This window comes from Morganella psychrotolerans (assembly GCF_001676055.1).
In the GTDB taxonomy this organism is placed as follows: domain Bacteria; phylum Pseudomonadota; class Gammaproteobacteria; order Enterobacterales; family Enterobacteriaceae; genus Morganella; species Morganella psychrotolerans_B.
This window is the reverse complement of sequence record NZ_LZEX01000043.1, coordinates 81,704-96,482: the sequence shown is the minus strand read 5'-3', so window position 1 is coordinate 96,482 and position 14,779 is coordinate 81,704. Positions and strand designations below refer to the sequence as shown.

Below are 14,779 nucleotides of genomic sequence, written 5' to 3'. Positions count from 1 at the left end.
ATTATCAGGGATGACCCTGATAACTAACAAAATATGCGTTAATTAAAGAAAGTGGACCAATTGATATTCACAAAGTTTTGCTCTTTGTTGTTTTTTTAACTACTACATGAAGGTACTTATGCATACCAGTACCATACACATGTTGAAACACATATTACATATTCGTTTACCAAATTGAAACCTACGCACCCAAGCCTTAACGAATTGTAAAAAAAGAATTATTCTGTGAGAGAAAGAGTGATAACCCTATGTATTATCGTATATTTACCATTCAATTCACAAGTAGACTAGGTATAAACCACTAAGGCAAAAAGGGTTAATTATCGACATATAATGCTAAATATTTTTCTTTTAATGCTTATTAACACTTAATTAAATAGAAAAAAACCGATATATCTTGAAACAACTTACACTTTCTAAAATACACATTGACACTTATAACTGTAAATTACTATTACACAGGATATAAATCCAAAGATTATCTTATTATTACATAAAGAAATTATTCAAACCCGTCATCGTGAGTTAATTAAAAATGCCGTAATTATCAGAAAAGGTCATAGAGAAAATTCAGAAAATTGAGAAATAAAATGAAACATCTTCATAACATACCATCATGTAATATATCCACTGTTAACACTGTTTTTCTCCCTTTCTTTTTTTGGTTATTAAATTAAATATGGAATTAGTGGCAGTTTTAACGGCGTTATCGCCAAAATAACTGATAAAAACTTTTATATTTATGTTTTGGTGCATTATTCTGTCCGACGTTAAAATTACCGTTTTTCAGAAAAATTTAAAACGAGAAATCTGTAAATACCTATAAAAATACACCACATAAATGAGATAAATCAGCATAAAAAACCGGTAATTTTACAAATTTTGTTATTTATGCTAGATTAGATGACCTCGATTCAAAATACAGGTACTTTTTTTGGTTATTACAACGTCATACTTTCCTATTCTTCCTGTCCTGCCATCAGCTCACCACACAATACGGCGTTAGCTGGGTCATACCTGATCAACCGATATATTTAACAAGATAAGCAAATGCGAAAAAATCTACGCATTTATGCTTACCGCTTTAGCGTTAGATATCTCCTGTTACCGATTAATCCACTATTATAAATAAAATCGTTGTGGGTTTTGGTGAATAACCATCACGTTAATCCACCCGGAACGGAGTAAAAGGATACAACGATGAGACGCAAGAAAACAAAACAAAAGCCCCTAAATATCAATGACATTACCATTATTGATGACGGTAAATTAAAGAAAGCAATTACGGCCGCATCACTCGGCAATGCAATGGAATGGTTTGACTTCGGGGTCTATGGCTTCTTAGCCTATGTACTGGGTCAGGTTTTTTTCCCGGCAGTATCACCCGGCGTTCAGATGATCGCCGCACTCGCTACCTTCTCAGTGCCTTTCCTGATCCGCCCTCTGGGGGGACTGTTTTTCGGTATTATGGGCGATAAGTTTGGTCGCCAGAAAGTCCTTTCCATCACCATAATCATTATGGCTGTCAGTACCTTCTGTATCGGTTTGATCCCGTCTTATGCCACTATCGGTATCTGGGCGCCGGTCTTATTGTTACTGGCAAAACTGGCGCAGGGATTCTCCGTCGGAGGTGAATATTCCGGTGCCGCTATCTTTGTTGCGGAATACTCCCCGGATCGTAAACGCGGGTTTATGGGAAGCTGGCTGGATTTCGGCTCTATCGCAGGTTTCGTCTGTGGTGCGGGTGTTGTGGTTCTGCTTTCGAGTATTCTCGGAGAAGAGAGCTTCCATGAGTGGGGCTGGCGTATTCCGTTCTTCCTGGCACTGCCGCTGGGTGTGATTGGTCTCTATCTGCGTCATGCTCTGGAAGAAACTCCGGCGTTTCAGCAACATGTTGCTGATATGGAAAACGCAAATCCGGGTACCGGTGAAAATAAACCACGGGTTACTTTACGCGAGATTGCCTCAAAATACGGCAGAAGCCTGCTGGTGTGTGTCGGGTTGGTGATTGCCACCAACGTCACCTACTATATGTTGCTGACATATATGCCTAGCTATCTGTCTCATAACCTGAATTACAGCGCAGACCACGGTGTGCTGATTATTATCGCGATTATGATTGGTATGTTGTTTGTGCAACCCTTAATCGGAATGATGAGTGACCGTATCGGACGTAAACCCTTTGTTCTTGCAGGCAGTATCGGATTATTTTTTCTGTCGGTACCGGCCTTTATGTTGATTAACAGTGACATTATCGGACTGATTTTCTTAGGATTATTAATCCTCGCTATCTTACTGAACTGTTTCACCGGCGTGATGGCCTCCATTTTACCGGCTATCTTCCCGACCAAAATCCGCTACAGCGCCCTGGCGATTTCATTCAATATCTCTGTTCTTATCGCGGGAGCCACACCAACCGCAGCAGCATGGCTGGTTGAGGCCACACAAAATCTTTATATGCCTGCGTATTATCTGATGGTGATTGCCGTCATCGGTCTGGCCACGGGTATCATAATGAAAGAAACAGCAAATAAGCCGTTACGCGGAGCAACACCTGCCGCATCTGACCGGGCAGAAGCCAAAGAGATCCTGCTTGAGCATTACGATAATATTGAGCACAAAATTGAAGAGATTGATGACGAAATTGAGACACTGCAAAAACGCAGACAATCATTGATTGATCAACATCCTAAATTAGATTAGTTTTTCATTGCGGCCCGCCTCTTATGACGCGGGCTTTTTTATAATGTGAACAGGGGAAAGGCTATGACGGACTCAGTACCGGCTGTTGTCTGGCTGCGTCAGGATCTGCGACTGACAGACAATACGGCGCTGCACACCGCCTGTCAGGCGCACCGCAATGTGACACTGGTGTTTACCGCCACACCGCAGCAATGGGAGCAACATGCGATGTCCGCATCGCAGCAGGCGCTGATTATTTGTCAGTTGCGTGCGCTCAATATTGCCGCAGCCGAATTGGGTATCTCCCTGCATGTTCAATTATGCAGTACCTATGCAGATGCCGCAGACTGGCTGGCACAATGGTGCCGGAAACACAAAACACCTGCCGTCTATGCCAATAATCAGTACGGACTGAATGAACAGCGCCGTGACCGGCGATTTGCCGCCATTCTCCCGGATACCTGCCGTTTTTATACCTTTGATGACAGTGTACTGCTGCCTCCGGGCGGCGTGAGTACCCAACAGGGCGGGATCTATAAAGTCTTCACGCCTTTTCGCCGCGCATTTCTGAATATACTGATGCAAACGGCTGTCCGCGTTCTGCCCGCGCCAAAAGCACAAGGTGCGCCGGTGACACCGGCAGATACCGGATTGGCCGCACAAGAGCATCCGCTTTTTCCGTCCGGGGAAGATGCGGCACTGCAACGGCTGGCTGATTTCTGTCAGCGGGATGCAGCTGACTACCGTGAGCAACGGGACTTTCCGGCACTCCGCGGCACCAGTCTGATCTCTGCGTATCTGGCAACCGGCATTATCTCTGTACGCCAGTGTCTGAGCACGCTTCGCCTGAATTTCCCGATGGTGGCAGATGAACCGGAGAGTGGCGCTTATACCTGGCTCTGCGAACTTATCTGGCGTGAGTTTTATATTCACCAGTTGGCTCTGAATCCGGACCTGAGCCGCCACCGCCCTATGCAGCGTTGGACTGAATCTATTATCTGGTCACCGGACAGTGACGCACTCACTGCCTGGCAGCAGGGGAAAACCGGGTTCCCGATTGTGGATGCGGCAATGCACCAGCTTAATGAAACCGGCTGGATGCATAACCGCCTGCGGATGATCACCGCAAGCTTTCTGGTAAAAGATTTATTAATCGACTGGCGGCGCGGAGAACATTATTTTATGTCGCGCTTAGTCGATGGTGAATTTGCCGCCAATAACGGCGGCTGGCAGTGGGCGGCATCAACAGGGCATGATTCTGTGCCGTATTTCCGGATTTTTAACCCGGTAACTCAGGGAAAGCGCTTTGATCCTGACGGCAGTTTTATCCGCCACTGGTTACCGGAACTCGCCGCAGTCCCGGCAAAATATATTCATACGCCGCATGAATGGGCTGACAAAAACCAGTATGCACTTAACTACCCACATCCGATGGTTGATCACAGTATGGCGCGGATCAGAGCTATTGAAGCCTATGAAACAGCCCGCCACACTGCCATAAAAGATGACGGGCAGTAATCGCCTATTTATGTTCCTGCCGCCGGACAGAGCGGTAGGTAAGTAAATGTTCCAGATCGTAAAACCGGGCTTTGTTCAGTACTGTGGTATGAGACATTCCGATTTCCCGTGACACTTTGCGGGCAGAGCCGTAACGACGCAAATAATCTTCCAGCAGACTTTTTTCCTGCCGGGCAATAGATTCTTTCAGGCTATATTCCTCCTGCGGTAAGTCCTGCGCAGACGGACTCTCAGCCCGGTTTACCGGCTGCTGACGATGCACCGGTGCTGCCATCACTTCTTCATGAGGCAGCCATAAGTCTTTGACTGTAATTTCGGCCCCGGATGCCAGATGAATAGCGCGCAGGATAACATTCTGTAATTCACGGACATTACCCGGCCATGAGTAGGCCATTAACTGATGATAAGCATCCTGAGACAAACTGAGCCGCTTATTCAGTTCCTCGGTGTACTTACTGATAAAACGCTGTAATAACAAAGGAATATCTGTTTTACGCTCTTTTAGTGGCGGGATGTTTATCGGGATCACGTTAATCCGGTAGTAGAGATCTTCACGGAACGATTTATTCTCGATCATCTCTTCCAGGTTCCGGTTCGTCGCCACGATAATCCGCACATCCACAGGCACCTCTTTGTGCCCGCCGACCCGGCGGATCACGCCCTCCTGCAATACACGCAGTAATTTACTTTGCAGAATAAGAGAGAGCTCACCGAACTCATCCAGAAAAACAGTCCCGTGATTGGCGGATTCAAATAACCCCATTTTTCCGCCTTTACTTGCTCCGCTGAAGGCACCGCCTTCATAGCCGAACAGCTCACTTTCAATCAGGTTTTCCGGCAATGCCGCACAGTTTATCGGCGCAAACGGGTGACCATTACGGTCGCTGGCATTATGGATCGCACGGGCAAACAGCTCTTTACCAGTTCCTGTTTCACCCCGGATTAGCACCGTGTACGGGCTTATTGATATTTTTTTAGCAAAATCAATCAAATTGATCATGATTTCACTTTCACAAATGATATCGTCAAAACTGAATGGCAGACTTTTATTTACCGATGATGCCATCTGCTGAACAGAACGCAGGCTTTTAAAGGTAATCACCGCGCCCATCACCTGAGACTCTTCACTGAGAATAGGCCGGCCCGAACAAATATAGTAAAGCTCACCTTTTGCTGTGCCGGTGACCATCTGATAATGATCAAAACTGTTACCGCCAAGAAGTTTGGTGATAACCTCCTGGTTTTTATTACTGAGAATTTTACTGATATTTATCCCGACAATATTTTCCCGTGATACTGAGAAAAATTCTTCCGCCACTTTATTAAAGTAGCTGATATTGCCCTGATTATTGATCCCGATGATACCGTCAGTGGTGGATTCAAGTATCGCCTGAAGCTCTTTTTCTTTGCGTTCGTAGGGTTGCAGTTTAGAGCGGGTGATGCTGATAACATCGGGATTAAGAAGGAGTTTACTCAGCAGAAGTTTGACGTCGCGCTCACATTCAGCATTGAATTTGACATAAATTTTGCACGGAAATACTTCCATGGAATTAATGCTGATTTCAGACACGGAAAACTCATTGATGACCTCTTCCACCATGGCGACGCGGTCAATGGTATTAATCAACCATCTATATGCAGACATGTGTTTAGCCACTCCCGGTTAATGATGTGTAGTGCATACACTTTTGCTCACTCACCAGAGTTAACCCGAAAGATACATACCTGGTGTAGTAAACAAAGTATCAAAATAAAAACAAAATAAAGCGGAATAAAAAAACCGTACGATAAGCGTACTTATCATACAGGATATATACCCAACGTCATTCGAGATGCAGGCAGGCGACAAGGGAAGATAGACTGGGAGCATACACAAGTATGTGACCTGGTTATCTGAGTGCGGCCAACGAACCTGCAGTTTGAATGAATAAGGGTATAATTATTATTTTAGGTTCTATTACATTACTTACTATAAACAAGATTGACGAACCTGTATCAGGCAGATATCTCAATTCTATGAAAAAATCACATGCAATACCTGAGCTGGCTCACAAAGTAGTGACGCGATAAATAATTGGAAACATAGCAATTAAAACAACTGCGCACACTAAGTGTTGATCACTATCAACTGCCGGACATATCGGTTCAGGAAAAAATTTAAAAAGAGATCTGGATCACTCTTCGTTTTTGGGGCTATAATGTGACGCACATCTGGTTTTACCCCTCGATGTGATTAACTCCTCTGTCAGGTCTATCAGAAAGTGGCAACCTACTGTCAACTTTCTTTCCACTTTGTCATCATTTCTTACAGTTTACTTTCCACTTTGTCTTTAGCTGACTTCATCTAAGTTATGCGTTAAAGTTATTTATTCATTTTAATTCAATGTGTTATAAAAATTCTTCCGGAGTTGGCACGCATGTTGCTTTTATTACTGCAACAACACATGTTGGCAAAATAAAAATTTTTATCCTGGAGGATATATGCACGATTATTCGAATAAAGGTTATGAAACTAAGATTGTTCACGCTGGTCAGCAACCTGATCCACTGACAGGTGCTTTATCAACCCCAATCTATCAGACCTCTACATTCGTTTTTGACAGCGCAGAGCAAGGGGCAGCACGTTTCGCATTAGAAGAAGAAGGTTATATCTACTCACGTTTAGGTAACCCGACTAACGCAGCATTAGAAGAAAAAATGCGTGTTCTGGAAAACGGCGAAGCCGCTCTGGTAACTTCTTCAGGTATCGCTGCCATCTCCACCACTATTCTGACCATGTGCGGCCAGGGCGACCACATTGTTGCTTCTGACACACTGTACGGTTGTACTTATGCACTGCTGTCTCACACACTGCCTAAGTTCGGTATCGAAGTCACTTTCGTTCGTGCTGATAATCCTGAAAATATCAAAGCAGCAATGAAACCAAACACCAAAATGGTGTATGTCGAAACTCCTGCTAACCCGACTCTGGCAATGATCGACCTCGAAGCGGCTGCAAATGTTGCTCACGATGGCGGCGCTATGCTGGTTGTGGATAACACCTTTATGTCTCCGTACTGCCAGCGTCCGCTGGAATTAGGTGCAGACATCGTGGTTCACAGTGTCACTAAATACATCAATGGTCACGGCGACGTTATCGGTGGTGTGATTGTCGGTCCTGCTGACTTCCTGGTTCCTGCACGTCTGGTTGGTGTTAAAGACATCACCGGTGGCGTAATGAGCCCGTTCAACGCATGGTTAACTCTGCGCGGTCTGAAAACTCTGCATGTGCGCATGGAGCGTCACTGCTCTAACGCAATGAAAGTTGCTGAATATTTAGAAACTAACCCGAATATCACAGCGGTATTCTATCCGGGTCTGCCATCTCACCCGCAGCACGAATTAGCGAAAAAACAGATGAGCGGCTTCGGCGGTATGATCAGCTTCGAAATTAAAGGTGGTATTGAAGCCGGTCGTAAAGTAATGAACTCCGTTGAATTATGTCTGCTGGCAGTAAGCCTCGGCGATACTGAAACTCTGATCCAACACCCTGCGTCAATGACTCACTCACCGATTCCGGCTGAAGAGCGTCTGAAAGCAGGTATCACTGACGGTCTGATTCGTATCTCCGTCGGTCTGGAAACAGCTGAAGACATCATTGCCGACCTGGAACAAGCAATCGCGAAAGCTGTTGCTTAATACCGGAACGAAAAATTAAGTCATCAGTAATGTACTCATCACGTCGTCGTTTAATAACGCAGCGGGATGAGTACACGGAGCACGCGGGAAAATTCATTGGAGCCACTCTGAATTCATCTGCGTGCTCTTTAAGTATCTGAAAAATACTTTTAGCAGTAACAAAAAAATAAAACTGTGCTGATTTTTTTTAAAAACCATAATCATAATAAATTATAATGAAAACTAAGGGGGCTTAGTATGGCGGATATGACCTCAACCGAGAATCCCGCGAAAGCGCTGGGCAAAATACCGTTTACAATGTATGACGCCGGGTGGGTAGTACTTTGTATTGGTATGGCGATTGGTGCAGGTACGGTTGTAATGCCAATCCAGATTGGCTTAAAAGGTATTTGGGTATTTATTTTAGCGTTCATGATCGCGTATCCGGCAACGTATATGTTGCAGAAGTTATATATGAATACGCTGTCTGAAAGTGAAGAGTGTGAAGACTACACAAACATTATTACACAGTATCTCGGCAGTAACTGGGGTGTCGCACTGGGGATTATTTACTTCCTGATGCTTATCCACGGCATATTTATTTATTCCCTTTCCGTTATTTTCGACAGTGCCTCTTACCTCCATACTTTCGGCGTTACAGAAGGTGTTCTCTCTGACTCACTGATATATCGCGTCCTTGTCTTCTCCGCGCTGATTTTCGTTGCGTCTAAAGGCGAGAAACTGCTGTTCAAAATCTCCGGGCCAATGGTTATTGTTAAAGTTGGTATTATTATTTCCCTGGGTCTGGTGATGATCCCGCACTGGGATTTCAATAATATTACTGCATTCCCGGCATTAGGTGATTTTACCCGCGACGTACTGTTAACTGTTCCGTTTGCTTTCTTCTCTGCGGTTTTCGTTCAGATTCTGAACCCGATGAATATCGCGTACCGTAAGCTGGAATCTGACAAACGTGTGGCGACCTACCGTGCTATCCGCGCTCACCGCGTGGCATACATCACACTGGTCACTATTATCCTGTTCTTCTCATTCTCTTTTACATTCTCTATCAGTCATGAGCAGGCTGTATCAGCGTTTGAACAGAACATCTCTGCACTGGCAATTGCCGCTCAGGTTATTCCGGGCGCAGTAGTCAGCGTGATGACAACAGTACTGAATATCTTTGCGGTTCTGACAGCATTCTTCGGTATCTACCTGGGCTTCCAGGAATCAGTCAAAGGTCTTGCTGTTAACCTGCTCTCCCGTTTCATGGACAAAGAGAAAATTAACTACACCGTGTTAAACATCTTTATTTCTGTCTTTATCGTTGCATTACTGACAGCATGGGTGTCTACCGGTTTCTCCGTAGTTGTATTCTTCCAGATCGGTAGTCCGTTATATGCCATCGTGTCCTGCTTAATCCCTGTTTACCTGGTATTCCGTGTTGCGAAACTGAAAAAATTCAAAGACTGGAAAGCCTGGTGTGTTATGGGATTCGGTATCCTGCTGCTCATTGCACCATTCTTTAAATACCTTGAGTAACCGGACTGAATAAAAACAGACCGATGTAAGTACCACACAAAGCCGGTATCTGATACCGGTTTTGTGACGTTAAAAAGCTCAGCACTGTTATATGAATAAAGAACCTCTGTCCTTGTGACCTTGTTCCGTTCAGAAGGCAGACAGACGGGGCGCACAGATAAACTATGTAACCCGGTGCGCCTGCGGTCTGAAGGAATAAGAGTATAAAAGCCTGTTGCGGGAGATTATGTCTCCCGCTTTTTACCTGAGAAAAGGATCCTGATGGTTACCATTGTACTCATCTGTTTTCACGTATTACTGCCTATAGAAAACCCGGTCAGATAATCAGCAAATCAGTCATGCTATTCTGTTTGTTATATAAAAATTAAAATAGGTAATAATTAAAAATCACGGGGTGAAATTATACTATCCGCGATAAGGCTCATACGAATCTCCTGTATGTCCCCTTCCCCGTCATCATAGGCAGACTGCTCAGATCCGGTATAGGATTCATTCATTTCGTCAAAGAAACGCCCGGGAGTGATTTTAAACGCCAGACTGACACGTAATAGCGTATCGACATCAATACGATTTACACCCCGCTCATAACGGGACAGTTGCTGCTGACTAATCCCTATTCTGTGCGCCAGTTGTTTTGTTGTTAAGCCCGCGTTGCTCCGGTATTGCCTGATAACTTGTCCGATAGCTTCGGATACAGCATATTTTTTTATCATTGATCAATAACCCTATACAGACCATCACTAAAATTCCTTATTTAGTTTACGGATCATAGAATAAACACTTAAAACTATAAGTAGTTTATCGTAGATAGGGGCATTTTTGAAAAACCAAAGGATATGCTGTTTGTGAGTAAAAGACAGGGTCATAATGACTGAATGTAACGGTATATTTCACCTTAGAAATCATGATGTAAGAATATAATAGTTAAAAATATAAATCGATTAAAAGTGCAATGGATTAGTATATTAGGTGTTATATACCAAATAATCAGAAAATAAACATGCATTCCCTTAAATACCGTCTAAATACCGAGTTTTTACAGGATGTAAGCAATTGTGTTTAGCCCACCCACCCCGTTTTCAGAATAATAACACTGCGTGTAACCACATTAAGACGAGTAAACAAAAGGTAATAAATTAAATTAATGTAAATATTTTACACGAAAAATTAACTTATCTGCATTTTTGTTAATAAGCACAAAAAACAAGCAAACCACCCGGCCTCGGCCGGGTGGGGTAATAACAAAAACAGACTGCCCGATACTGCTATTGCAGGCGCTCAATAATCATCGAAATTCCCTGGCCGCCACCGATACACAGCGTCGCCAGCCCAAGGGTCTTATTCTGTGCCTGTAATGCATGCAGCAACGTGACCAGAACCCGTGCACCACTTGCTCCGATTGGATGACCTAATGCAATGGCACCACCGTTAATATTCACCTTCTCCGGATCAAAACCAAGCTCACGCCCGACAGCAAGGAACTGCGCAGCAAAGGCCTCATTCGCTTCAATTAAATCAATATCACTGAGAGATAAACCTGTTTTTTCCAGTACTTTCCGCGTTGCAGGCACAGGGCCGAGTCCCATCAGTGCCGGTGCAACACCACCGGATGCATAGCCACGAACCCGGGCAAGCGGAACCAGCCCGAGAGATTTAGCCCGTGTTTCTGTCATCAGCATCAGTGCCGCTGCGCCATCATTGATACCGGATGCATTACCGGCTGTCACTGTTCCTTCGTTATCAAATGCCGGACGTAACTTCATCAGCCCTTCCGCCGTTGAGCCGGCTTTCGGGAACTCATCAGTATCGACAATCACATCACCTTTACGACCTTTAATTGTGACCGGCACAATTTCTGCTTTGAATGCTCCGCGTGTAATAGCGCTTTCCGCTTTCAATTGTGATGCCAGCGCAATCGCATCCTGATCTTCACGGCTGAGATTATATGCTTTTGCTATATTTTCTGCGGTAACCCCCATGTGGTAGCCATGGATAGAACACATCAAACCATCTTTCAGCAATGAATCCTGAACCACACCGTCGCCAAGACGTAAACCTTTACGTGCGCGGCTGTCCAGAAGGTAAGGAGCCTGACTCATATTTTCCGTACCACCGGCAATAATGATATCAGCATCCCCGTTACTGATAGCCTGAACACCCAGAGCAACACTTTTAAGTCCGGAGCCACATAATTTATTAACAGTGTAAGAACAAACCTCATCCGGAATACCACTGTTTATTTGTATTTGCCGTGCGGGATTCTGCCCTGTGCCTGCCTGCAGCACATTGCCCATAATGACTTCATCAACAAGACCCGGCTCAAGTTCTGTTTTTCTCAGTAATGCACTCACAACGGTGGTGCCGAGTTCAACAGCACTGACATCCGCCAGGGCGCCATTAAAACTTCCGATAGCGGTACGTAATGCACCAACAATAACAATATTATTCATTTTCTTTCTTTATCCTTTTGTTATTAAAGAAAAACAAGACCAATGATAAAAATCGGACAAGAGAAGAGCAGTGCGGTAATGCAATACCCCATAATGTCCCGGACACCCAGGCCGGCAATGGCCAGTGCCGGCAGCGCCCAGAATGGCTGAACCATGTTCATCCACTGCTCACCGTAGGCGATGGCCATAACGGATTTACCAAGGTCGGCACCCAGAGCCTGGGCCGCAGGCATAACAAACGGCCCCTGAATAACCCAGTGTCCGCCACCGGACGGCACAGCAAAGTTAATCAGTGCGGAACTGAAGAAGGTCATCAGCGGGAAGGAGTCTTTATCTGCAACATTGATAAAGAACTCAGTGATAAGGCCGCCTAATCCGGAACCTTCCATCATGAGCTGAATACCGGCATAGAACGGAAACTGCACCAGGATCCCGGCGGTACTTTTCGTTGCGGAACTGACTGCGCGCATATAGGCCATCGGCGTTTTATGCAGCAGCAGACCGGTCAGGAGGAACAGCATGTTGACGGTGTTAATGGTGATATTGAAACCATTCTTGATGAAATACATCGCGAGGAAACTAAATCCGAGCAGACAGATAATCCATGTGATAATCCGGCTTTCCTCCATACGCTCTGATACGGGAGCGTCCGGAGGCAGCTTTTTCTGGAAATCCGGCTCTTCTTCCAGCAGTGCCGGGTCGACCATCACCACATCCCCCTTACCCGGCATCATCAGACGGGTAACAAAAGGCAGGATGGCGATCAGCGACAGAGTAATGAAAATATTGTAGCGGGTGAAAATAGTGTCACTGACAGGGATAAGCCCGGCGATATGCTCAACCGGATTACCCGGTGTTGCCGCCAGTAACGGCATGGAGCCGGAAAAACCGCCGCCCCATGTCATAAACCCGATATAGGCGCAGGCAATCAGCAGCGGATAGTCGGAGCCACGAACACGGCGGGCCACTTCACGCGCAAACATTGCACCGACAACTAATCCGAAGCCCCAGTTAATCACACTGGCGATCGCACCGAAGAAGGTGACTAACATCACCCCCTGGACAGGAGTTTTTGCCAGTGACGCGGTCATCCGTAAAATACGTTTAACCGGCGGAGAGCTTGCCAGGGCATGACCGGTAACAATGATCAATGCCATCTGCATACCAAATGCCAGCAGATTCCAGAATCCGTTCCCCCACATATTCACCAGATCCATCGGTGTACTTGGTGTCAGTGAAAGTGCGATGATAAATGTCAGCATCGTGAGCAGCATTGCAAAGATCAACGGATCCGGCAGATAACGGCTCACCACACGGGTCATCACACGGGAGATGCTTCGGATCATACAACCCCCTCAGCAACACCTGACGGCATCTCACAGAGATCGGGTGAAACAATAAACTGCGCGCCTGTTTTCTCACGGATAGTGTCAATATCCACACCGGGCGCAAACTCACACAGCACCATCTGTTTATTTTCAAAACGGAATAACGCCAGTTCAGTCACCAGTACATCAACCGCATTAACAGCAGTCAGCGGCATCGTACAATCAGCCAAAATCTTGGCTGTACCATCTTTTGCACAGTGCTCCATCGCAATAATAACTTTGCGTGCACCGGTCACGAGATCCATCGCGCCACCCATGCCCGGTACCATCTTGCCCGGCACAACCCAGTTCGCGAGATTCGCATGCTGATCCACCTGCAGGCCGCCCAGGACACTCGCATCCACATGACCGCCACGGATAAGCGCAAAGGAGAACGCACTGTCAAACATCGCCGCACCCGGCAAAATACCGCAGGGCTGTCCGCCCGCATTGACCAGGTTTTTGTGTGGCGTTGTCACCGGACCCAGCCCCAGAAAACCATTTTCCGATTGCAGCGTAATATGCACACCTTCCGGTAAATAGTTCGCGACCTGCGTCGGCAGACCAATCCCGAGATTAACAACATCACCGTCATTCAGTTCCAGCGCCACGCGGCGGGCAATCAGTTCTTTTGCATTCATCATTGTTTTCCTTATTCCACAATCAGCCAGTCAATAATCGCCCCTGGTGTGGCGACACAATCCGGGTCAATATCACCGACAGCGACCATTTCATCCGGCTCTGCGATAGTGATATCCGCAGCCAGTGCCATCAGTGGATTAAAATTGCGGGAGCTGAGTTCATAGGTGAGGTTGCCGAGGGAATCGGCTTTGTGAGCCTGGATTAGTGCCAGATCGGCACGCAGCGGGAGCTCCAGAAGATAATCACGACCATCGAGGGTTATTTTTTGTTTACCCTCTTCAACAATGGTGCCGACCCCGGTAGGTGTTAAAAATCCCCCCAGCCCGGCACCACCACAGCGGATTTGCTCCGCCAGTGTGCCCTGAGGAACAAGCTGAACCTCCATTTCACCGGCGATCATGCGGCGTCCGGTTTCCGGGTTGGTTCCGATATGAGATGCAATGACTTTTTTCACCCGTCCGTTCACCACCAGCGGACCTAAGCCGGTATCAACAAACGCGGTATCATTCGCAATAATCGTTAAATCTTTTACGCCGGATTCTAATAATTCGGTAATTAAGCGCGGGGGTGTTCCTATACCCATAAAACCACCGACCATAATAGTCATTCCGTCATGAAAAAACTCGCCGGCTTTCTTTGTTGTTATTTGTTTATTTTTCATTTTCCTTCCCTTTGAAATAAAATATTCTCAGAAAGGTAATAGCAAGTGGCATGCCAATAATAATGTCGTTTTTTTGTTACAACGACCAAGACTCAACATACTGATATTCAATCATAATTGAATTAAAAAATAAATAAATTAACAAGGTGAATTAATAGATATATAAAATATAAGTGCAATAAAATGCACAGTGTGCAAAATTATTCATAGCAAAAAACAAAAAAAAACACGGGATATATTATTTATATCTCCGTGCTTTT

10 protein-coding genes are annotated in these 14,779 nt (G+C 45.5%); 4 read left to right on the top strand and 6 right to left on the bottom strand.

The annotated features are described in order from the left end of the window. The first annotated feature begins 1,200 nt into the window (after positions 1-1,200). Both proP and phrB read left to right on the top strand, forming a co-directional pair. Positions 1,201-2,703: a glycine betaine/L-proline transporter ProP gene (gene proP / locus AYY17_RS17465; protein WP_067425892.1), complete on the top strand. Its 1,503-nt coding sequence runs from the start codon at positions 1,201-1,203 to the stop codon at positions 2,701-2,703. A 63-nt stretch (positions 2,704-2,766) separates the two neighbouring features. Further along, on the top strand, positions 2,767-4,200 hold the full coding sequence (gene phrB, locus AYY17_RS17460; protein ID WP_067425888.1) for a deoxyribodipyrimidine photo-lyase: 1,434 nt from the start codon (positions 2,767-2,769) through the stop codon (positions 4,198-4,200). Positions 4,201-4,204: 4 nt separating this feature from the next. On the opposite strand, the gene AYY17_RS17455 is transcribed toward phrB, so the two are convergent. Next, positions 4,205-5,845 carry a sigma-54 interaction domain-containing protein gene (locus AYY17_RS17455; protein ID WP_067425885.1) on the bottom strand — a complete coding sequence of 547 codons (1,641 nt, stop codon included), beginning with the start codon at positions 5,843-5,845 and terminating at the stop codon, positions 4,205-4,207. 836 nt (positions 5,846-6,681) lie between these two features. On the opposite strand from AYY17_RS17455, the gene megL reads away from it, so the two are divergent. Together megL and AYY17_RS17445 are read left to right on the top strand one after the other, a co-directional pair. Beyond that, on the top strand, positions 6,682-7,878 hold the full coding sequence (megL, locus tag AYY17_RS17450; RefSeq protein ID WP_067425882.1) for a methionine gamma-lyase: 1,197 nt from the start codon (positions 6,682-6,684) through the stop codon (positions 7,876-7,878). Between the two features lie 237 nt (positions 7,879-8,115). After that, on the top strand, positions 8,116-9,399 hold the full coding sequence (locus AYY17_RS17445; RefSeq protein ID WP_067425879.1) for an SLC5/6 family protein: 1,284 nt from the start codon (positions 8,116-8,118) through the stop codon (positions 9,397-9,399). A 380-nt stretch (positions 9,400-9,779) separates the two neighbouring features. Here AYY17_RS17445 and AYY17_RS17440 read toward each other — a convergent pair whose 3' ends face one another. The 5 genes from AYY17_RS17440 to atoD all read right to left on the bottom strand — a co-directional run bounded on the left by AYY17_RS17440 (position 9,780) and on the right by atoD (position 14,519). Beyond that, positions 9,780-10,112: a helix-turn-helix domain-containing protein gene (locus tag AYY17_RS17440; protein ID WP_067425876.1), complete on the bottom strand. Its 333-nt coding sequence runs from the start codon at positions 10,110-10,112 to the stop codon at positions 9,780-9,782. 552 nt (positions 10,113-10,664) lie between these two features. Then, positions 10,665-11,849: an acetyl-CoA C-acetyltransferase gene (locus AYY17_RS17435; protein WP_067425873.1), complete on the bottom strand. Its 1,185-nt coding sequence runs from the start codon at positions 11,847-11,849 to the stop codon at positions 10,665-10,667. Positions 11,850-11,872: 23 nt separating this feature from the next. Beyond that, positions 11,873-13,195: a TIGR00366 family protein gene (locus tag AYY17_RS17430; protein WP_067425870.1), complete on the bottom strand. Its 1,323-nt coding sequence runs from the start codon at positions 13,193-13,195 to the stop codon at positions 11,873-11,875. Beyond that, on the bottom strand, positions 13,192-13,857 hold the full coding sequence (locus tag AYY17_RS17425) for a 3-oxoacid CoA-transferase subunit B (RefSeq protein WP_067425867.1): 666 nt from the start codon (positions 13,855-13,857) through the stop codon (positions 13,192-13,194). Before AYY17_RS17425 ends, AYY17_RS17430 begins: the two co-directional genes overlap by 4 nt. An 11-nt stretch (positions 13,858-13,868) precedes the next feature. Then, positions 13,869-14,519 (bottom strand): acetate CoA-transferase subunit alpha, encoded by a 651-nt coding sequence (atoD, locus tag AYY17_RS17420; RefSeq protein WP_067425864.1) that lies wholly within the window; start codon positions 14,517-14,519, stop codon positions 13,869-13,871. Positions 14,520-14,779: the final 260 nt, after the last annotated feature.

What these genes read in the sequence shown, in the direction of transcription:
- AYY17_RS17440 (WP_067425876.1), bottom strand. Translation starts at nt 10,112, where the DNA reads ATGATAAAAAAATATGCTGTATCCGAAGCTATCGGACAAGTTATCAGG.
- atoD (WP_067425864.1), bottom strand. Translation starts at nt 14,519, where the DNA reads ATGAAAAATAAACAAATAACAACAAAGAAAGCCGGCGAGTTTTTTCAT.
- AYY17_RS17455 (WP_067425885.1), bottom strand. Translation starts at nt 5,845, where the DNA reads ATGTCTGCATATAGATGGTTGATTAATACCATTGACCGCGTCGCCATG.
- AYY17_RS17425 (WP_067425867.1), bottom strand. Translation starts at nt 13,857, where the DNA reads ATGAATGCAAAAGAACTGATTGCCCGCCGCGTGGCGCTGGAACTGAAT.
- AYY17_RS17430 (WP_067425870.1), bottom strand. Translation starts at nt 13,195, where the DNA reads ATGATCCGAAGCATCTCCCGTGTGATGACCCGTGTGGTGAGCCGTTAT.
- AYY17_RS17445 (WP_067425879.1), top strand. Translation starts at nt 8,116, where the DNA reads ATGGCGGATATGACCTCAACCGAGAATCCCGCGAAAGCGCTGGGCAAA.
- proP (WP_067425892.1), top strand. Translation starts at nt 1,201, where the DNA reads ATGAGACGCAAGAAAACAAAACAAAAGCCCCTAAATATCAATGACATT.
- AYY17_RS17435 (WP_067425873.1), bottom strand. Translation starts at nt 11,849, where the DNA reads ATGAATAATATTGTTATTGTTGGTGCATTACGTACCGCTATCGGAAGT.
- phrB (WP_067425888.1), top strand. Translation starts at nt 2,767, where the DNA reads ATGACGGACTCAGTACCGGCTGTTGTCTGGCTGCGTCAGGATCTGCGA.
- megL (WP_067425882.1), top strand. Translation starts at nt 6,682, where the DNA reads ATGCACGATTATTCGAATAAAGGTTATGAAACTAAGATTGTTCACGCT.